This window comes from Geminicoccus roseus DSM 18922 (genome assembly GCF_000427665.1).
In the GTDB taxonomy this organism is placed as follows: domain Bacteria; phylum Pseudomonadota; class Alphaproteobacteria; order Geminicoccales; family Geminicoccaceae; genus Geminicoccus; species Geminicoccus roseus.
The window spans coordinates 4,104,357-4,122,150 of sequence record NZ_KE386572.1 but is presented as its reverse complement, the minus strand read 5'-3'; the positions used below and the strand labels follow the sequence as shown (position 1 = coordinate 4,122,150).

The following is a 17,794-nucleotide window of genomic DNA, read 5'->3' as shown; positions in this document are numbered from 1 at the left end:
GATTGCTCAGCCTCCCTGCATCGGCGCCAGGATCTCGACCTGGTCGCCCTCGTTCAGCCCGGTCTCCGGCCGCCGGGGCGCCGGGGTGAAGCTGCCGTTCACCGCGGTCGCCACCACCGTGGCGCCATAGCCCAGTTCCTCCAGCAGGGCCGCCAGCGAGGTCGCGGCAGTCTCCACCGGCTCGCCATTGACCACGATCTTCATTTATGACCTCCGGTTATCTCGGTAATGCCCTGGATCTGTTGATTATCCAGGACCAGCTCCGTGGCGATCCGCGCCAGGGCCGGCGACAAGAGGAAGCCGTGCCGGAACAGGCCGTTCAGGTACAGGTTGTCGCCGTCCCGGCGGACCCGCGGCAGGTTGTCGGCAAAGGCCGGGCGGACATCGGCGCCGATCTCCACGATCTCGGCCTCGCCGAACGCCGGGTGCAGCGCATAGGCGGCGTTCAGCAGCTCGACCATGGAGCGGGCGGTCACCCGGCTGCGCTCGTCGCTCTCGATCATGGTGGCGCCGACCATGAACAGATTGTCCGGGCGCGGCACGATGTAGAGCGGGAAGCGCGGGTGCAGCAGGCGGACCGGCCGGTTCAGGGTCACGTCCCGGCAGCGCAGGATCAGCATCTCGCCCTTCACGCCGCGCAGGTCGGCCAGCCGGTCGCGGGCGGCAAGGCCTCGGCAGTCGACCCGCAGGTCGGCCTTGGGCGGCTCGGCCAGCGCGTCGACGCCAAAGCGGATCGGGACTCCCTGCTCCGCCAGGCGGTCGGCCAGCGACGGCAGGGCGGCGCGCGGGTCGAGATGGGCTTCGTCGGCAAAGAACAGGCCCCGGCCGAACCGCCCGGCCAAGTCCGGCTCCAGTTCGGCCAGTCCGTCAGCGTCGAGGGTCTGGTAGCGGCTGGTGCGCCTGGCGAAGCGGTCCAGCTCGCGCTCGTCGCGCCTGGGCGCCAGCACCAGGCTGCCATGCTGCAGGGTACCGGGATGGACCTTCGGCCAGTAGGCCAGCGCCTCCCGGCCCAGCTCGACGACCTGCGGCTCGGCGCTCTCGCGCTCGCACCAGGGTGCCAGCATGCCCCCGGCATAGCGCGAGCAGGAGGTGGCGCCGAGCGATGGTCCCCGCTCGTAGACGCGCACCTCGCAGCCGCGCCGGGCAAAGGCCAGGGCGGCGGTCAGGCCGGCGACCCCGGCTCCGATGACGGCAACGCGCATGCGGCGGCAACTCCCCATCCCGGCGATGGGGGGTCGATCTCTGCCGGATTGCAGCGGTCACCCATCCCTACGCCAGCATGAACTGGATCAGGTTCGAAGGGTCGCCATGCCGCATCCGACGGGCGGCTGCCCGGATGCCGATGGCCTCTCAGCCCCCTCGCGGGGCTCCCCTAGGTGAGCGAAACGTGGGGCCGCCGGGCCCCGGAGTCAAATGGGTTGGGCGCGGGCGCGCTTAAGCCCGGCCGGAATCCCGTCGTGGAACCTGCCGAGCGCCGGGGCGCGGCGCGTCCAGCCGAGCGGATCAGCATTCCCCGGGTTGCCAGCCGAGCGCCGGCAAAGGCTGCGGGGACCGGCAAGCCAGGGGCGCCCCCGATCGAGGCGGTGCCGCCGGTACCGCCGTGCCTCGGCAGGCCGGCAAAGCAGCCGGACAGGCTGCAGGCCGGCAAGGGGCTTGGCGACGGGGTTCAGCATGGCCTCACGCCCTGCCCGCGCCGACGCGGCTTCACGCCCGGGCTCGCCGCCCGCCCGATCTGCCTCAGGTCCGCGACGCGCTGGCGGTGGGCGGGGCTTTCGGGCACCCGCGCGCTCCTGAGCGAGCGCGCGGGTGCCGGCTCAGGTGGCCGGCAGGGCGCCGGCTTCCAGGTCCAGGCGGCGCTGGCGGCGCACTTCCCGGAACGACACCAGCCGCTTCCTGGTCTCGTCCCACAGCACCAGGCGCACGCAGCCCAGGCTTTCGCGCAGGGTCAATCGGCCGACCTCGCGCAGCTCGGGATGGTCGCGCAGGACCTCGGGCAGGCGGTAGTAGGGGATCCGGCTGACCAGGTGGTGGACATGGTGGATGCCGATGTTGGCGGTGAACCAGCGCAGCACCGCCGGCAGGTCGTAGTGCGAGCTGCCGTGCAGGGCAGCCTCCGGCATGCTCCAGTCGACATCCGGCGCCCAGTGGGTCTCCTCGAACTGGTGCTGGACGTAGAACAGCCAGACCCCGGCGGCGGCGGCCAGCAGCACCACCGGCACATGGACCAGGAGGAAGGTGGCGAGCCCGACCTGCCAGATCAGGACGGCGGCCATGGCGGCGATCGCGAGGTTGGTCAGCATCGTGCTGAGCCAGGGCCGGCCCTTGCCCATGAAGCCCAGCGGCAGGCGGTACTGCAGCACGAACAGATAGGCCGGGCCGATCCCGAACATCACGACCGGGTGGCGGTACAGCCAGTAGCGGATCCGGCCGAGCCGGGAGCGGCCGAGATATTCCTCGACCGTCAGCGTGTCGACGTCGCCGATCCCGCGGCCCTCCAGCTTGCCGGAATTGGCGTGATGGATCGCGTGGCTGTGCCGCCAGTAGTCGTAGGGGGTCAGGGTCAGGATGCCGATCACCCTCCCGGTCCAGTCGTTGGGGCCGCGGCGCGGGAAGAACGAGCCGTGGCCGCAATCGTGCTGGATCATGAACAGGCGGACCACCAGGCCCGCGGCCGGGGCCAGCAGCAGCGCATAGAGCCAGTACTGGCCGAAGTTCACCGCGGCCGCCATGGCGATCCACGCGGCCAGGAACGGCACCACGGTGACGGCGAGCTCGAACAGGCTGCGCCTGGTGCTGGCTTCCCGGTACGGGCTGAGTTTCTTCATCCAGTCCCGGGCGGCATGGGCCCGGGAAACGTCAAGAGGCGTGCTCGCGGTCAACGATCGTTCCTGTCCATGCATCCGGACACGCGCGGCCAATCCGAGCGCATGGCAGAATGCGAATTACAGATAGGCGGAAACTCGAAGAAATCCAATTTGGATCGGCGCGCTTTCACCACCGGCCAACGGCAAATGATGTCACTTGCCCCAGGGCCACATTAGCAACTACTCCGCCATCCATGTAGATGAAGCGACTGTCCCGGCGTCGCAACTGAAGACTGGGTACGGCATTGCGATGGCATCCGATCACTTTCAATGGGCATCTCGCTCCTTCGCCCTGGATTCCTTCGGCTTTCCAGGGGACTTTCGCTTGCTCCCGCTCCCTGCCGGAAGCACCTGCCCGGTCCTGAAGAAGCCCTTCCAGGGATCGGCCGTCAGGTGGCCGAGCCGCGCGGGCACGCTGCCCAGGCTGAACTGCGTGCCGCGCAGGTCCGGGCCCAGCTCATCCCAGCCAAGCGGCGTGGAGACCGGCGCCCCCGGACGGGCCCGGGTCGAGAAGGCGGCGACGGCTGTGTTGCCGCGACCGTTGCGCAGCCAGTCGACGAAGATCCGCCCGGCCCGCGCCTTTTTCGACATGGTGGCGGTGTAGAGGCCGGGGCTGTCCTTGGCCATGGCGCCGGCAAGATCCTTCGCGAACGCCTTGGCGGCCGTCCAGTCCGCCCTGGGCTTCAGCGGCACCACGACATGCAGGCCCTTGCCGCCGGTGGTCTTCAGGAAGCTCTGGAGCCCGCTCTCCGCCAGCCGCGCGCGCACCTCCAGCGCCGCCTGCTTCAGCGCCTCCCAGCCGATCCCCGGATCCGGGTCCAGGTCGAAGGTGAGCTGGTCGGGATGGCCCAGGTCGTCGACCCGCACCCCCCAGGGATGGACCTCCAGCACGCCGCCCTGGACCAGCGCGATCATCCCGTCCAGGTTTTCGATCGCCAGCACGGTATCGCCGCCGTCGCCCGGGTTCTCCAGCACCGAGACGGCCTGGCCGATCCCGCGCCAGGGCGATTTCTGGAAGAAGCACTTGCCGCCGATGCCGTCCGGGCAGCGCAGCAGGGACAGCGGCCTTGCCACCACGTGCGGCGCCATCGCCGGCCAGACTTCCGCGTAATAGCTGGCAAGGGCCTCCTTGGTGATCCCGGCATCCGGCCAGTAGACCCGGTCGGGATGGGTGAGGCGGGCGTTGGTGGGCGGCTTGCGGGCGGCCTGGCGCTTCTTCGCAGGCGGCGCGGGCTCCGGCTGTTCCGCGGGCTCCGCCTGCTCGGGAACCTCGCGCACGATCTCGGTGGCCGGCTTGTCGTCGCGCAGCCCCCGGAACGAGGCATGCCGCAGCAGGCGGTCGCCGGTCCAGCCGCGGAACTCGACCTCGGCCACCAGCTCCGGCGGCACCCAGCGCACGTCGCGGTCGCTGCGCTCCGGGCGCTGCCGGAACGGCATCCGGCCCTTGCCCAGCTCCTGCAGCCGCGCCCACAGCTCCCTGGCGATGGCCCGGCCAAAGCCGGTGCCGACCCGGCCGGCATGCACCAACTCCCCATCCTCGTGATAGGCCAGCACCAGCGAGCCCACCGCCTTGGACGACGTGCTGGACGGAACCCAGCCGGCCACCACGAATTCCTGGCGGTCGGTGCATTTCGACTTGATCCAGTCGCCGCTGCGCCCGGAGCGGTAGGGGGCGTCCTTGCGCTTGGAGACGATGCCCTCCAGGCTGAGCCGGCAGGCATGCTGCAGCACGAGGTCGCCCTGCTCGGGAAAGCTCTCGCTGAACCGCAGCGGCTGGTCGTCGCCCAAACCGTGCAGCAGCTGGCGCAGCGTCTGCTTGCGCTGCCAGAGCGGCTGGCCGCGCAGGTCCTGGCCGTCCAGGTGCAGAAGGTCGAACAGGTAGCAGCGGAACTGCCCGGCGTGGCCTTCGGACAGGGCGGTGCGCAGCGCCACATAGTCCGAGGCGCCTGCCTCGTTCTCGACCACGATCTCGCCATCCAGCACCAGGCTGTGCGCGTCCAGCCCCGCCAGCGCCTTTGGGATCGCCGTGCCGAACCGGTTGCTCCAGTCCAGGCCGGAGCGGGTCAAGAGGGTGACCTGGCCGTCCAGCACCCGGGCCTGGATCCGGTAGCCGTCGAACTTGATCTCGTGCAGCCAGCGATCGCCGGCGGGCGGCGCCGCCTCCAGCCTGGCCAGGCAGGGCGGGATGAAGTCCGGCAGGGGCTGGACCTTGGGGGGCTTCGCCTTCTTTCGGGGCTTGGCCTTCGACGCCGTCTTGCGCGCAGCGGGCTTCTTCTCGGATGGTCCGGCGCCGGCGGCGACCTCGTCGTTGGACCGGCCGCTCGCCACCGAATCCGGCGCCTCGTCCAGGATGTCCGGGGCCCCTTCCGATCGGGCGACCTCGTCGTCCTGCTTGATCAGCAGCCAGTTGTCGCGCTTCTCGCCGCGCCTGCGGTGCATCCGGACCAGGTGCCAGCCGCCGGCGAGCTTCTCGCCATCCAGGGTGAACGACAGGTGGCCCTTGCTCAGCCCGGCCTGCGGATCGCCCTCGGGCCGCCAGCTCCCGCGGTCCCAGACGATCACCGAGCCGGCGCCATACTCGCCGGGCGGGATGTTTCCCTCGAAGGTCCCGTAGTCCAGCGGATGGTCCTCGACCTGCACCGCCAGCCGCTTGTCCCCGGCCACCAGGCTCGGGCCCCGGGTCACTGCCCAGCTCTTGAGGACGCCGTCCATCTCCAGGCGCAGGTCGTAATGGAGGCGGCGGGCATCGTGCTTCTGGACCACGAAGCTGTTCCCGCCGGAGCGGGCCTTGCCGCCCTTGGGCTCGCCGGTCCGGGTGAAGTCGCGCCTGGCGGCGTATTCGTCCAGCGCCATGGGCGGCGACTACCCGGCCTTGCGCCTGGCCGGCTTGGCGGCGGGCTTCTTCTTCGCCGTGCCGGAACTCTTCGACCTGCCGGACGAGGCGCTGCCCTTGCGGGGCTTGGGCTCGTCCTCGTCGCTGCTGTTGTCGTTGGAGCCGAGGCTGGCCTTGAGCGCGTCCATCAGGTTGACCACGTTGCCGGGCTTGCGCGGCGCCTTCGCGGGCTTGGGCTGCTTGCCCTTGGCCTTCGCCTTGACCAGCTCGGCCAGGGCCTCCTCGTAGCGGTCCTTGAACCGGGACGGGTCGAACCGGCTCATCTTGGTGTCGATGATGTGCCCGGCCAGGTCGAGCATGTCCTTGCCGATCCGGGTGTCGCCGATGTCCTCGAAATACTCCGCGTCGTCGCGCACCTCGCCGACGTAATGCAGCGTGGTGAGCAGCATGCCCTTCTCGCGCGGCTCCAGCATCACCACCCGCTCGCGCCGGTACAGCACCAGCCGGGCCAGCCCCACCATCTTGCGGCTGCGCATCGCCTCGCGGATCACCGCGAACGCCTCCTCGCCGACCTTGTCGGTGGGCGCCAGGTAGTAGGGCGTGTCGACATAGATCTCGTCGACCTGCGAGCGGGGCACGAAGCTGTCGATCTCGATCGTGTGGGTGCTTTCCAGGGCGACCGAGGCATATTCCTCGTCCTCGATCTCGACATAGCCCTCGTCCTTCACCTCGTAGCCGCGGACCTGCTCGTCGTCCTCGACCACCTCGCCGGTCTCGGCGTCGATGTACTGGCGGCGCACGCGATGGCCGGTCTCGCGGTTGTAGGTGTGGAACGAGATCCGGTGGGCGGTGCTGGTCGCGGTGAACAGCGCCACCGGGCAGGTCACCAGCGCCAGTTTCAGATAACCCTTCCAGGTCGGACGCGAAGCCATGGCGATCCCCATGCCGGCACCGGCGAAAAGGCCGATCCGAAACGGCAACGCCCGGCAGGATCGCCGGGTTCCCAGGGGCCGCAGCCCGGCCGAATCTAAATAAAAAATTAATGAATTATTGACCAAAATTCATAATAGGCTAGGGTGAGAGATCCTTTCCCAGGAGAACCTCATGTCCGACAGCAAGAGTGTCAGCCAGCGCTGGAACGAGTTCACGCCTTCCAAGACCATGTGGTTCTGGTCGTGCGTCGGCACCGTGATCGCCACCATCGTGGTCGGCTTCGGGTTCGGCGGCTGGGTGACCGGCGGCTCCGCCACGGCAATGGCCGAGGATGCGGCCGAACGTTCGCGTGTCGAGCTCGCCTCCGACGTCTGCGTCGAGCGGTTCATGCGCAGCCCGGATTTCGGGCCGCAGCTCGCCGCGCTGAAGCAGGAGCGTTCCTACCAGCGCGACAACGTCATCGAGGATGGCGGCTGGACCACGCTCGGCGGCATGGACAAGCCGATCAGGAACGCCGCGGCCCTGTGCGCCGAGAAGCTGGTCGAGATGGAGGTGCCGCTGCCGCAGGCTTCGGCCGCCTCGGCCACCACGGACGACGCGGCGGTCGTCCAGTAAGCCGCAGGCGCAACAGGCAGGCAGCCGGCGGCGCGACGCCGGCACCTCGCCCCGCTTGCAGCCGACCCGCCCGGAGCACCCGGCAGTGAAATGCCCGGGCTGCCCCGGTTGCCGAGCGGAGGGCTGGAAACCAGTTTGCTTCAGGACGATCGTCGCTGAAAGGACTGGAAGGTGCCGCAGGCGAGCATCCCCTATTGCGGGGCTGCCCCCCATCCCGCCGAGCTGTTGGCCAGGTGGAATCTCGATCCCTGGCTCCTGCTGGCCCTGGCGGTGGTGGCAGGCGCCTATGCCCTGGGCGACGGCCGCCGGGCAGACCGCGGGCAGCTCCGGCTGTTCGTTTCGGGCTGGGTCATGCTGGTCGCGATCTTCGTCAGCCCGCTCTGCGCCTTGACCTCGGCGCTGTTCGCCGCCCGGGTCGCCCACCACGTCGTCCTGATCGGCGTGGCCGTCCCGCTCCTGGTGCTGAGCCTGCGGCCCCGCTCTCCCCTGCTGCCCGTGGGTGCGGCGGCCCTGCTCCATGCCGTGGTGGTGTGGTTCTGGCATGCGCCGATGCCCTACACCGCCGCTTTGGGCAGCGACCTGCTGTTCTGGGTGATGCAGCTCAGCCTGGTCGCCAGCGCCTGGCTGTTCTGGCAGGGCGTGTTCTCCGCCCGCTCCGCTCCCACCGCCGTGCTCATGGCCCTGCTCGGCACCGTTGTGCAGATGGGCCTGCTGGGCGCCCTGATCACCTTTGCCCCCGCCCCGCTCTACCCGCCCCACTTCCTGACCACGGCCCCGTTCGGCCTGAGCGCGCTCGAGGACCAGCAGCTGGCCGGGCTGATCATGTGGGTGCCCTCGATCCTGCCCTATCTGGCGGTGGCCCTGGCCCTGGCGGCCAGGCTCCTGGGCAGCCAGGCGGGTGCGGGCGGCGGACGGCGATGATCCCCTGGCTGAAATTCGTCCATATCGCGATGCTGTCGATCTGGGCGGCCGGGCTGATGGCGCTGCCCGGGATCTTCCTGCAGCGCACCGGGCTGAAGAACGACAATCGCCTGTTCCGCCTCCACCGCTTCGCCCGGTTCGCCTATGTGCGGGTGATCAGCCCCGCCGCGTTCGTGGCGGTCGGCAGCGGCATCGCCCTGATCTTCGCCAACGAGGTCTATGCCCCCTGGATGGCGCTCAAGCTGGCCGCGGTGGGCGGCATGGTGCTGCTGCACATGCAGGCCGGCTACATCATGGTCCGGCTGTTCGACCGCGACATCCGCTTCGCCACCTGGCGGGCGGCCCTGACCCTGGGCGGCACCCTGGCGGCGATCGGGGCGATCCTGTGGCTGGTCCTGGCCAAGCCCGCCCTGACCTTCGACTTCCTGCCGGACTGGATGACCCGCCCGGGCGGCCTTCAGTCCCTGTTCGATATCCGCATCCCGATCCCATGATCGAACACCAGCTTGCCGCCATGCCAGCCGGCCACGCCGACGAAGATGCTGGCGATCACCGACAGGAACAGGCCCAGCGGCAGCACCGCCGCCTCGTGATCGCCGACCCGGAAGCCCCAGTTCGCCCCGGCGATCGCGATCAGCGTCATCGCCGCCACCGCATGGCTCCAGCTGGCCGAGCGGGTGCGGATGCCCTTGACCAGAAGGAGTTCCGCGGTGCCGGACAGAGCGGCCAGGACGCCCATCGCGAAGGCGAAGAAGCTCGACCACAAGGCGGCGCGCGCCCAGAACGGGTCGCCCGACCACCAGAACAACAGGTCGGCGCCGAGCGTCGAGATCACCAGCGCGATCGGGAAGGACACCGTCATGGCATGGATCGGATGTCCCGCGACATGAACCTGCGAGCTGACGTCGTGCTTGCGGATCTCCTCGACGACCGGATTGGTGAATTCGGCTTGTTCCATCGTCTGCGGTGGCTCCGTCGGCTGCGGTCGGTGGTTGCACTCTCAGTTATGGCGCTCCTGGCCGGTTGCACAGGGCCGCTCTCGACTCTCGACCCGGCCGGCCCGGTGGCCGCCTCGGTGGCGCGGCTCTGGTGGGTGATGCTGGCCGGCGCCGGGTTGATCGCCGCGTTCACGCTCGGCTGCCTGCTGCTGGCCTTCCTGCGCAAGCGCCCCGGCCGCGGCTCGGTGGGCTTCTGGGTGGTCGGGCTGGGCCTGGTGTTCCCGAGCGTCACCTTGAGCGCGCTCCTGGTCTATGCGCTGGTCACCGGCGAGCGGGTGCTGCCCCATCCGGGCCAGCCCGGGGTGGTGCGGATCGACGCCACCGCCAGGCAATGGTTCTGGAGCTTCGAGTTTCCCGAAGGCGGCCCGGACATCGCCGATGGCGGGCCGCTGGTGATCCCGGTCGGCCGACCGGTCGACATCCATGTCACCAGCGAGGACGTCATCCATGCCTTCTGGATCCCAAGGCTCGGCGGCAAGATCGACGCCCTTCCCGGCCACGTGAACGTGGTGCGCCTCCTGGCCGACGAGCCCGGCCGCTTTGGCGCCCAGTGCTCGGAATTCTGCGGCCAGGGCCATGCCGCGATGTTCTTCTGGGTGGACGCGGTTCCCGCCCAGGAGTTCGCCGCCTTGTCGGGAGAGGCACCATGACCGCGTCCAGCCAGGAGCCCTCGCCGGTGGCCGATCCGGGCTCGCCGGTCCGGCTCCATCACGAGCTGGAGCAGGTCTGGGGCACCTCGCCCGGCATCGGCCGGCTCTCCGCGGTCAACCACACCATTCTCGGCCGCCGCTTCATCGTCACCGCCTTCCTGTTCTTCGCGGTGGGCGGCATCCTGGCGATGCTGGTGCGCGCGCAGATCGCCACCTCGCACAGCGCCTTCGTCGGCCCGGAGATCTACAACCAGATCTTCACCATGCATGGCACGGTGATGATGTTCCTGTTCGCCATCCCGATGTTCGAGGGCCTGGCGATCTATCTCCTGCCCAAGATGCTGGGCGCGCGCGACCTGGCCTTCCCGCGCTTTGGCGCCTACGGCTACTGGTGCTACCTGTTCGGCGGCTCGATCCTGCTGCTGGCTCTGGCGGTGGGAGCCGCCCCGGACGGCGGCTGGTTCATGTACGTGCCGCTGACCTCCCAGCCCTATTCCCCCGGCATCAATTCGGATGTCTGGCTGCTCGGCATCACCTTCGTCGAGATCTCGGCGATCGGCGCCGCCACCGAGATCCTGGTCAGCATTCTGATGGTGCGGGCGCCCGGCATGTCCATGAACCGCCTGCCGGTGTTCGCCTGGTACATGCTGGTGGTGGCGGTGATGATCCTGGTGGGCTTCCCGCCGCTGATCCTGGGCAGCATCCTGCTGGAGGCCGAGCGCGCGTTCGGCTGGGCGTTCTTCGATGCCACCCGGGGCGGCGACAGCCTGCTCTGGCAGCACCTGTTCTGGCTGTTCGGCCATCCCGAGGTCTACATCATCTTCCTGCCCGCCGCCGGGGTGATCTCGACGATCATCCCGGTGATGGCGCGCCACCCCCTGATCGGCTACCGCTGGGTGATCCTGGCGGCGATCTCGGTGGGCTTCCTGAGCTTCGGCCTGTGGGTCCACCACATGTTCACGGTGGGCATCCCGCACCTGGCCACCGCCTTCTTCTCGGCTGCCAGCATGCTGGTGGCGATCCCGACCGGCGTGCAGATCTTCGCCTGGATCGGCACGCTGATGGCAGGACGGCCGCGGCTCGAGTTGCCGATGCTGTTCCTGCTGGGGTTCTTCTTCGTGTTCGTGCTGGGCGGGCTCACCGGGGTGATGGTGGCGGTGGTGCCGTTCGACTGGCAGGTCCACGACACCTATTTCGTGGTGGCGCACCTGCACTACGTCCTGTTCGGCGGCTTCGTGTTTCCGATGCTGGCCGCCGCCTATTACTGGCTGCCGCACTTCACCGGCCGGGAAGCCGTCTACCGCCTGGGCCATGCCGTGTTCTGGCTGGTGTTCATCGGCTTCAACATGACCTTCTTCCTGATGCACCTGACCGGCCTGCTCGGCATGCCGCGGCGCATCTGGACCTATCCGGAGAGCTTTGGCTGGGACGGGCTCAACCTGCTCTCGTCCATCGGCGGCTTCATCATGACCATGGGCTTCGGCCTGTTCGTGCTGGACGTGCTCCTGCATGTCCGCTTCGGCCCGAAGATCCCGCGCAATCCCTGGAAGGCGGAGACCCTGGAATGGGCGACGCCGCTGCCGCCCGGCAATTACGGCTTCGCCTCCCTGCCCCACGTCAACAGCTACCGGCCGCTCGCCGACGATCCCGACCTGCCGCGCAAGCTGGCTGCCGGCGAGGGCTATCTGGGCTTCGTGCGCCATGGCTGGCTGGAGACCATCGCGGTCGACATGGTCAGCGGCAAGGCGCGGCAGATCGTGCTCCTGCCCGGCTCCACCTTCCTGCCCCTGTACACCGCGCTGGCGACCGGCCTGTTCTTCCTGGGCATGCTGTTCAAGGTCTACCCGCTGGCGATCGTTGGCATCATCGCGACGGTGATCATGTTCTGGCAGTGGACCCGCCACTCCGCCCGCCGGGAGGATCTGGGGCCCTTGCCGCTCGGCGACGGCAGCAGCCTGCCCGTCCATACCGAGAGCGGCCACGCGCCCAGCTGGTGGGCGGTGGTGTTCCTGCAGCTGGCCGACGCGACCCTGTTCGGCTCGCTGCTGTTCGGGATGCTGTTCCTCTGGGTGGTGGCGCCGAACTGGCCGCCGCCGGCGATCCTGTCCGAGAACCTGACCTTCCTGGCGACCGGCGGCGCCGCCCTGCTGGCGGCGGCCTTTTGCGGACGGCGCGGCCTGGCCGCGCTGCGCCGTGACCCGCAGGGCAAGCCGCGCCGCTGGATGCGCTTTGCCGCCCTTGGCCATGTCGGCGCGATCCTGTCGGTGGCGGGCGTGCTCACCGTGGCCCCGGACCCGACCGAACACGCCTATGCCGCGATCACCGCCGCGGTGCTGGTCTATGTCCTGGTCCACGCCACGATCGGGCTGATCATGGCGCTGCATGGCTGGAACGCCTGCCGGCGCGGCTTGGTCGGCGGGCGGCGCAGGCTCGACCTGATGATCGGCCGGCTCTGGCACGACTACGCGGCGGTCACCGGCATCGTCGGGATGCTGGCGGTGGCCGGGATGGCCTGGGTCATGGGCCTGGACGGAGCTGGGCGATGAGCCTCGCGACCCGCCCCGCCATCTTCCTGGTGATCGCGGCCGGCTACACGATCTGGAGCGTTGCCCTGGGGGCGCTCTATGGCGCCCTGTCGGTCGGTTGCGAATTCGGCTGGCAGGACATGGCGCTAGGCCCGCTCAGCCTGCAGCGGGCGGTGCTGCTGGCGCTGTGGATCGCCAGTGTCGCGGTGCTGGTGCTGCTCAGCTGGCAGAGCTGGACTTGGTGGCGGCAGTCCGATCCGGAAGCGCCGAAGCTGGTGCGCTTCGGTGTGTGGCTGTCCGCGGCTGCCAGCATCTCGGCGGCGGCCGCGACCTTCTGGATGGGCCTGCCGATCCTGGCGCTTTCCACCTGCACCTGACCCCAGGGGCGGCGTCGGGCCTCAGGCCCGGCGCGGCACCACCAGCTTCGCCACCATGGTTTGCACCACCTCGCCCTGCTGGTTCAGCGTCTCCGAGCGCACCGTGACCATGCCGCGGTCCGGCCGTGACCGCGACGGGCGGACCTCCAGGACCTCGCTCACCACGGTCAGTTCGTCGCCCGGTCGGACCGGACGCGGCCAGGCCAGCTCGCAGCCCGCCCCGATCAGACCGCCGGCCAGGGGCGCCCCGCCCTCCACCAGGAGGCGCATGGTGATCGCGGCGGTATGCCAGCCGCTGGCGGCCAGCCCGCCGAACAGGCTGGCCGCCGCCGCCTGCTCGTCCAGGTGGAAGGGCTGCGGGTCGTAGCTGGCGGCGAATGCCTTGATCTCGTCCGGCTCCACCCGGCTGGTGCCGCTGGTGAAGCGCTGGCCGGGTGCGAGGTCGTCAAGAAAGTACGGCGGCAAGGGGGGTTCTCCTGCGGGCGGGGCGGTGGTCATCATCTGGTCACTTGCATCATGATAGTTACTTCTGTACGAACCGGCCCATGCAACGCAAGAGCCTCGCCCCCATGCCGTGCCCGGTCGCCCAGAGCCTGGAGCGGGTCGGCGAATGGTGGAGCATCCTGATCATGCGCGATGCGCTGCGCGGCATCAGCCGGTTCGACGCCTTCCAGAAGAGCCTGGGGATAGCACCGAACATGCTGACCCGCCGCCTGAACGCCCTGGTCGAGGACGGGCTGCTGGAGCGCCGCCCCTACCAGGAGCGCCCGCCCCGCCACGAATACCTGCTCACCCCCTGCGGCCGGGACTTCGCCCCGGTGGTCCTGGCGCTGCTGGACTGGGGCAACCGGCACTTCGCCCCGGCCGACAGCCGGGTGGTGATCCGCAACAGCGAGACCGGCGAGATCGCCGAGCCCTTGATGATCGACCGCCTCTCCGGCCGCCCGCTGACCGACCCGGTCTTCGTGCGCACCCGGGCCACCCAAGAGGGGCCGGACGGATCTCCGCCGCCCCGCGAGACCTAGCCCATGTCTGCCGCCCAGGCCCGCACCCTTCACCTCCTCCTGGCGCTTGCCAACTTCGCGGTCGGCGTCGCGGCCTTCATGGTGATCGGGATGCTCTCGCCGATCGCCGGCGACTTCGCCATCCCGCACTGGGAGGCCGGCTGGATGATGACCATCTACGCCGTGGTCTATGCCCTGACCTCCCCGGTCCTGGTCTCCGCCACCGGACGGTTCGACCGCCGCGCGGTGCTCACGCTGGGCCTGGGCGTCCTGGCGCTGGGCGCCCTGCTCTGCGCGCTCGCGCCCAGCTACCAGCTGGTCCTGGCCGGGCGGGCGGTGATGGCGGGGGGTGCTGGCCTGGTCACCCCGGTGACCACCGCCATCGCGGTCGCCACCGTGGCGCCCGAGCATCGCGGCCGGGCGCTGGCCACCGTGTTCGGCGGCTTCACCATCGCCCAGACCTTCGGCGTGCCGGCCGGGGTGTGGCTGGGCTACCAGTTCGGCTGGCGGCTGACCTTCGTGATCGTGGCGAGCCTGGCGGTGCTGGTCACGCTGGTGCTGCGCCGTCTGGTGCCCAAGGCGATCGCGGTGCAGCCGACCTCGCTTGCGACCCTGGCCGGCGTGCTGGCGACCCCGGCGCTGCTGCTGGCGGTGCTGTTCACCGCCTGCTTCATGGCCGGCGCCTTCACCGTCTACACCTACCTGGCGCCGTTCCTGGAGGAGCGGCACGGGCTGGGCGCTGCCGGGATCACCGCCATGCTGGTGATCTTCGGGATCGGCGGGGTGATCGGCAACGCGCTGGGCGGCCTGTTCACCGACCGGATCGGCGCGTCGCGCACCCTGGTGACCCTGGGGATGGCGGTGGTGGCCCTGGTGCCGTTCCTCACCCTGCTGCACTGGCCGCCGCTCGCCATGGCCGTGATGGTCCTGGTCTGGAGCGTGCTGGGCTGGTCCGCGAACGTCGCCCAGCAGGCCAGGCTCGCCGCCCTGGATCCGAAGCGGGCGCCGGTGCTGCTCGCCCTGAACGCCTCGGCGATCTATGTCGGCACCTCGATCGGTTCCGCGGTGGGCGGCCAGGTGATCGCGCGCTCCGGCTACGACCTGCTGGGTCCCGCCGCCGCCAGCCTGACGCTCCTATCCCTGCTGACCCTGGCGGCGGTGGGCTTCCTGCAGCGCGGCCGACCCGTTTCCTGTCCGGCCGGGCCGGGCGTTTGACCCGGCCCGGCCCTTGGCCGGATCCCCCCGGCACCAAGCCATCCCTGGAGCATCGATCATGGCACGTCGCCTGCGCCTCGGCGCGTTCATGCGCCCGATCAGCATCCATACCGCCGCCTGGCGCTATCCCGGCGGCAACCCGAACGCCAATTTCGACCTGCCAGCGATCGTGCGCTACGCGCAGGCCCTGGAGCGCGGCCGGTTCGACGCCTTCTTCATGGCCGACCACCTGGCGGTCCTGAACATGCCGGCCGAGGCGCTCCGGCGCAGCGCCACCGTGACCTCGTTCGAGCCGCTGACCCTCCTCTCGGCGCTGGCCATGGTCACCGAGCGGCTGGGCCTGATCGCCACCGCCTCCACCACCTACAACGAGCCGTTCCACGTGGCGCGCCGGTTCGCCTCGCTGGACCATATCAGCCAGGGCCGCGCCGGCTGGAACCTGGTCACCTCCGGCAACCCGCACGAGGCGATGAACTTCGGCCGCGACGAGCATGTCGACCACAGCCTGCGTTATCGCCGCGCCCGCGAGTTCTTCGACGTGGTCACCGGGCTTTGGGACAGCTTCGCCGACGACGCCTTCCTGCGCGACGTCGAGAGCGGCGTGTTCTTTGATCCTGCGCGGATGCACGTCCTGAACCACCAGGGCGAGCATCTGAAGGTGAAGGGCCCGCTCAACATCGCCCGCCCGGTGCAGGGCTGGCCGGTGGTGGTGCAGGCCGGCGCCTCGGAGGCCGGCCGCCAGCTTGCCGCGGAGACCGCCGAGGTGGTGTTCGGCAGCGCCAACAACCTGGCCGACGGCCAGCGCTACTACGCCGACGTGAAGAACCGGATGCGCGCCATCGGCCGCGACCCGGACCACCTCAAGGTGCTGCCCGGCGCCTTCGTCGTGGTGGGCGACACGGTCGAGGAGGCGCGCGCCAAGAAGCGCCACCTGGATTCGCTGGTGCACCCGGCCAGCGGCATCGCGTCATTGTCGGTGCAGCTCGGAACCGATGCGTCGAGGTTCGACCTGGACGGTCCTTTGCCCGAGATCCCGGAGAGCAACGCCAGCAAGAGTGCCAGGCAGAAGCTGATCGACATGGCGGCGCGCGAGCGGATGACGGTGCGCGAGCTGGCCCAGTATGTCGGCGGCGCCTTCGGCACGCTGGAGATGATCGGCACGCCTGAGACCATCGCCGACCAGATGGAGGAATGGCTGACGGGCGAGGCCTGCGACGGCTTCAACGTGATGTTCCCCTACCTGCCGGCCGGGCTGGACGACGTGGTCGACCGGGTGGTGCCGGAGCTGCAGCGCCGGGGATTGTTCCGCACCGAGTACGAGGGCCGCACCCTGCGCGAGAACCTGGGCCTGCCCCGCCCGGCCAACCGGTTCTTCCCGACCGTTTCCGGCTGACCACAACGCCGCCCCTCTCCACCGGCCGGACAGGGAAAAGCCGAGGGTCGGCGCTTGCGGATGGCGGGCGACGATGAGCATGTCGCCCGCCGAACGGGAGCCGTGCAACCAGGGGGGCAGCAACGTTGGCCAGGAAGAAGCCGCGGGAGACCACCGTCGAGGCCGTCTTGTCGGAGGCGGGCACCGGGCCGTTCCAGCGCCGCCTGCTCGGCGTGTTCGGCCTGGTCTGGACCGCCGACGCCATGCAGGTCCTGGCGGTGGGATTCACCGCCCCCTCGATCGCCACGACCTTCGGCCTGTCCATCCCGGACGCCCTGCAGACCGGCACCCTGTTCTTCCTGGGCATGCTGGTCGGCGCTGCCGTGTTCGGCCGCCTGGCCGACCGCTACGGCCGCCGCCGGATCCTGCTGGGCACGGTGGCGCTGGACGCGGTGTTCGGCCTGCTCTCGGTGTTCGCGCCCAGCTTCGAGATCCTGCTGGCGCTGCGCTTCCTCACCGGCCTCGCGGTGGGCGGCACCCTGCCGGTCGACTATGCGATGATGGCGGAGTTCCTGCCCGCCCGGCAGCGCGGCCGCTGGCTGGTGGCGCTGGAGGGCTTCTGGGCGGTCGGCACGGTGGCGGTGGCGATCGTCGCCTGGGTGGCGAGTTCCGCCGGCGTCGCCGATGCCTGGCGCTGGATCTTCGCCTGCACCGCCGCCCCGGCCCTGGTCGGGATTTGGCTGCGCTTCTGGATCCCGGAATCGCCGCTCTACCTGCTGAAGTCGAACCGGCCCGAGGAAGCGCGCACCGTCCTCAACCGGGTGCTGACCGCCAACGGCAAGCCCGCCACCCAGATCCGGATCTCCGCCGGGCCAACCTCGCCCGGCCGCGACAAGGGCGGGATCTTCACCAGCCCCCTGCTGCGCCGGACCATCCTGATCCTGGCGGTCTGGCTCTTGGTCTCCGCCGCCTATTACGGCGTGTTCGTCTGGCTGCCCGGCCGGCTCGCCGGCGAGGGCTTCGGCTTCGTGCGCGGCTACGGCTTCCTGGTGGTGGTGGCGCTGGCGCAGATCCCGGGCTACGCGCTGGCTGCCTGGGGCGTGGAGCGGCTGGGCCGAAGGCCGACCCTGATCGGCTTCCTGCTGCTGAGCGCGGCAGGCTGCTTTTTGTTCACCGTCGCCACCTCGGTGGCGCTGATCGCGACCGCAATCCTGGTGATGAGCTTCGCCCTGCTCGGCACCTGGGGCGCCCTCTACGCCTTCACCCCGGAACTCTACCCGACCCGCTCGCGCGCGACGGGCATGGGTGCTGCCGGGGCGATGGCGCGCTTCGGCGGCCTCCTGGCGCCGACCGTGATGGCGCCGATCATGGCAATCAGCTTCGAGGCCGCGATCGGCCTGTTCGCCGTGCTCCTGCTCCTGGCCGTGGGCGCCACCTTCGCCATCGACGTGGAGACCCGCCGGGTGCCGCTCGACTAAGCAGGCGGC

The 17,794-nt window shown here is 70.0% G+C and carries 17 protein-coding genes and 1 riboswitch; of the genes, 10 read left to right on the top strand and 7 right to left on the bottom strand.

All coding sequences use genetic code 11. The features are described from left to right. Window positions 1–6 precede the first annotated feature (6 nt). The 5 genes from thiS to ku all read right to left on the bottom strand — a co-directional run bounded on the left by thiS (window position 7) and on the right by ku (window position 6,629). A complete protein-coding gene (gene thiS / locus GEMRO_RS0120455; RefSeq protein ID WP_027135494.1) occupies window positions 7–204 on the bottom strand; it encodes a sulfur carrier protein ThiS in 198 nt (65 codons plus the stop codon). Beyond that, entirely contained in the window at window positions 201–1,202 is a 1,002-nt protein-coding gene (locus GEMRO_RS0120450; RefSeq protein WP_027135493.1) for an FAD-dependent oxidoreductase, read from the bottom strand. The genes thiS and GEMRO_RS0120450 overlap by 4 nt, the downstream gene beginning before the upstream one ends. A gap of 46 nt (window positions 1,203–1,248) precedes the next feature. Continuing rightward, window positions 1,249–1,384: riboswitch (TPP riboswitch) on the bottom strand. Between the two features lie 430 nt (window positions 1,385–1,814). Further along, window positions 1,815–2,900, bottom strand: coding sequence for a fatty acid desaturase (locus GEMRO_RS30860; RefSeq protein WP_051329290.1), 1,086 nt, complete (start codon window positions 2,898–2,900; stop codon window positions 1,815–1,817). A 231-nt stretch (window positions 2,901–3,131) separates the two neighbouring features. Further along, window positions 3,132–5,717, bottom strand: coding sequence for a DNA ligase D (gene ligD, locus GEMRO_RS30855; protein ID WP_051329289.1), 2,586 nt, complete (start codon window positions 5,715–5,717; stop codon window positions 3,132–3,134). 9 nt (window positions 5,718–5,726) lie between these two features. Then, window positions 5,727–6,629, bottom strand: a complete 903-nt coding sequence (ku, locus tag GEMRO_RS0120435) for a non-homologous end joining protein Ku (protein WP_027135492.1) — start codon at window positions 6,627–6,629, stop codon at window positions 5,727–5,729. A 172-nt stretch (window positions 6,630–6,801) separates the two neighbouring features. Here ku and GEMRO_RS0120430 point away from each other — a divergent pair, with 172 nt between their 5' ends. The 3 genes from GEMRO_RS0120430 to GEMRO_RS0120420 all read left to right on the top strand — a co-directional run bounded on the left by GEMRO_RS0120430 (window position 6,802) and on the right by GEMRO_RS0120420 (window position 8,660). Further along, window positions 6,802–7,245, top strand: coding sequence for a hypothetical protein (locus GEMRO_RS0120430; RefSeq protein ID WP_027135491.1), 444 nt, complete (start codon window positions 6,802–6,804; stop codon window positions 7,243–7,245). Between the two features lie 171 nt (window positions 7,246–7,416). Further along, complete coding sequence (locus tag GEMRO_RS0120425) at window positions 7,417–8,166, top strand: cytochrome c oxidase assembly protein (RefSeq protein WP_027135490.1); 750 nt, start codon at window positions 7,417–7,419, stop codon at window positions 8,164–8,166. Further along, on the top strand, window positions 8,163–8,660 hold the full coding sequence (locus GEMRO_RS0120420; protein ID WP_027135489.1) for a CopD family protein: 498 nt from the start codon (window positions 8,163–8,165) through the stop codon (window positions 8,658–8,660). Before GEMRO_RS0120425 ends, GEMRO_RS0120420 begins: the two co-directional genes overlap by 4 nt. Here GEMRO_RS0120420 and GEMRO_RS0120415 read toward each other — a convergent pair. Further along, window positions 8,624–9,124, bottom strand: coding sequence for a DUF2231 domain-containing protein (locus GEMRO_RS0120415; protein ID WP_027136410.1), 501 nt, complete (start codon window positions 9,122–9,124; stop codon window positions 8,624–8,626). The two genes, GEMRO_RS0120420 and GEMRO_RS0120415, sit on opposite strands and share 37 nt — an antisense overlap. A 48-nt stretch (window positions 9,125–9,172) precedes the next feature. Between GEMRO_RS0120415 and coxB the strand changes: the two genes are divergently transcribed. Genes coxB through GEMRO_RS32880 form a run of 3 tightly spaced genes read left to right on the top strand, consistent with a single transcriptional unit; the run spans window position 9,173 to window position 12,716 of the window. Next, a complete protein-coding gene (coxB, locus tag GEMRO_RS0120410; protein ID WP_084507257.1) occupies window positions 9,173–9,814 on the top strand; it encodes a cytochrome c oxidase subunit II in 642 nt (213 codons plus the stop codon). Continuing rightward, complete coding sequence (gene ctaD / locus GEMRO_RS0120405) at window positions 9,811–12,360, top strand: cytochrome c oxidase subunit I (RefSeq protein ID WP_027135487.1); 2,550 nt, start codon at window positions 9,811–9,813, stop codon at window positions 12,358–12,360. Before coxB ends, ctaD begins: the two co-directional genes overlap by 4 nt. Continuing rightward, entirely contained in the window at window positions 12,357–12,716 is a 360-nt protein-coding gene (locus tag GEMRO_RS32880) for a hypothetical protein (RefSeq protein WP_051329287.1), read from the top strand. The genes ctaD and GEMRO_RS32880 overlap by 4 nt, the downstream gene beginning before the upstream one ends. A 21-nt stretch (window positions 12,717–12,737) precedes the next feature. Here the strand turns inward: GEMRO_RS32880 and GEMRO_RS0120395 are convergent, their stop codons facing one another. Further along, window positions 12,738–13,214: a MaoC family dehydratase gene (locus GEMRO_RS0120395; protein ID WP_051329667.1), complete on the bottom strand. Its 477-nt coding sequence runs from the start codon at window positions 13,212–13,214 to the stop codon at window positions 12,738–12,740. 47 nt (window positions 13,215–13,261) lie between these two features. On the opposite strand from GEMRO_RS0120395, the gene GEMRO_RS30845 reads away from it, so the two are divergent. From GEMRO_RS30845 to GEMRO_RS0120375, 4 genes are all read left to right on the top strand, one after another. Further along, entirely contained in the window at window positions 13,262–13,741 is a 480-nt protein-coding gene (locus GEMRO_RS30845) for a winged helix-turn-helix transcriptional regulator (protein ID WP_084507254.1), read from the top strand. 3 nt (window positions 13,742–13,744) lie between these two features. Next, window positions 13,745–14,935: an MFS transporter gene (locus tag GEMRO_RS0120385; RefSeq protein WP_027135484.1), complete on the top strand. Its 1,191-nt coding sequence runs from the start codon at window positions 13,745–13,747 to the stop codon at window positions 14,933–14,935. 58 nt (window positions 14,936–14,993) lie between these two features. Next, window positions 14,994–16,328, top strand: coding sequence for an LLM class flavin-dependent oxidoreductase (locus GEMRO_RS0120380; RefSeq protein WP_035485703.1), 1,335 nt, complete (start codon window positions 14,994–14,996; stop codon window positions 16,326–16,328). A gap of 125 nt (window positions 16,329–16,453) precedes the next feature. Next, window positions 16,454–17,785 carry an MFS transporter gene (locus GEMRO_RS0120375; protein ID WP_027135482.1) on the top strand — a complete coding sequence of 444 codons (1,332 nt, stop codon included), beginning with the start codon at window positions 16,454–16,456 and terminating at the stop codon, window positions 17,783–17,785. Window positions 17,786–17,794 lie beyond the last annotated feature (9 nt).

Excerpts from the sequence above, each read along its gene's own strand:
- GEMRO_RS30860 (WP_051329290.1), bottom strand. The coding sequence starts at position 2,900 with ATGCATGGACAGGAACGATCGTTGACCGCGAGCACGCCTCTTGACGTT.
- GEMRO_RS0120380 (WP_035485703.1), top strand. The coding sequence starts at position 14,994 with ATGGCACGTCGCCTGCGCCTCGGCGCGTTCATGCGCCCGATCAGCATC.
- ctaD (WP_027135487.1), top strand. The coding sequence starts at position 9,811 with ATGACCGCGTCCAGCCAGGAGCCCTCGCCGGTGGCCGATCCGGGCTCG.
- GEMRO_RS0120420 (WP_027135489.1), top strand. The coding sequence starts at position 8,163 with ATGATCCCCTGGCTGAAATTCGTCCATATCGCGATGCTGTCGATCTGG.
- GEMRO_RS30845 (WP_084507254.1), top strand. The coding sequence starts at position 13,262 with ATGCAACGCAAGAGCCTCGCCCCCATGCCGTGCCCGGTCGCCCAGAGC.
- GEMRO_RS32880 (WP_051329287.1), top strand. The coding sequence starts at position 12,357 with ATGAGCCTCGCGACCCGCCCCGCCATCTTCCTGGTGATCGCGGCCGGC.
- GEMRO_RS0120450 (WP_027135493.1), bottom strand. The coding sequence starts at position 1,202 with ATGCGCGTTGCCGTCATCGGAGCCGGGGTCGCCGGCCTGACCGCCGCC.
- GEMRO_RS0120430 (WP_027135491.1), top strand. The coding sequence starts at position 6,802 with ATGTCCGACAGCAAGAGTGTCAGCCAGCGCTGGAACGAGTTCACGCCT.
- ligD (WP_051329289.1), bottom strand. The coding sequence starts at position 5,717 with ATGGCGCTGGACGAATACGCCGCCAGGCGCGACTTCACCCGGACCGGC.
- ku (WP_027135492.1), bottom strand. The coding sequence starts at position 6,629 with ATGGCTTCGCGTCCGACCTGGAAGGGTTATCTGAAACTGGCGCTGGTG.
- thiS (WP_027135494.1), bottom strand. The coding sequence starts at position 204 with ATGAAGATCGTGGTCAATGGCGAGCCGGTGGAGACTGCCGCGACCTCG.
- GEMRO_RS0120415 (WP_027136410.1), bottom strand. The coding sequence starts at position 9,124 with ATGGAACAAGCCGAATTCACCAATCCGGTCGTCGAGGAGATCCGCAAG.
- GEMRO_RS0120395 (WP_051329667.1), bottom strand. The coding sequence starts at position 13,214 with ATGACCACCGCCCCGCCCGCAGGAGAACCCCCCTTGCCGCCGTACTTT.
- coxB (WP_084507257.1), top strand. The coding sequence starts at position 9,173 with ATGGCGCTCCTGGCCGGTTGCACAGGGCCGCTCTCGACTCTCGACCCG.
- GEMRO_RS0120385 (WP_027135484.1), top strand. The coding sequence starts at position 13,745 with ATGTCTGCCGCCCAGGCCCGCACCCTTCACCTCCTCCTGGCGCTTGCC.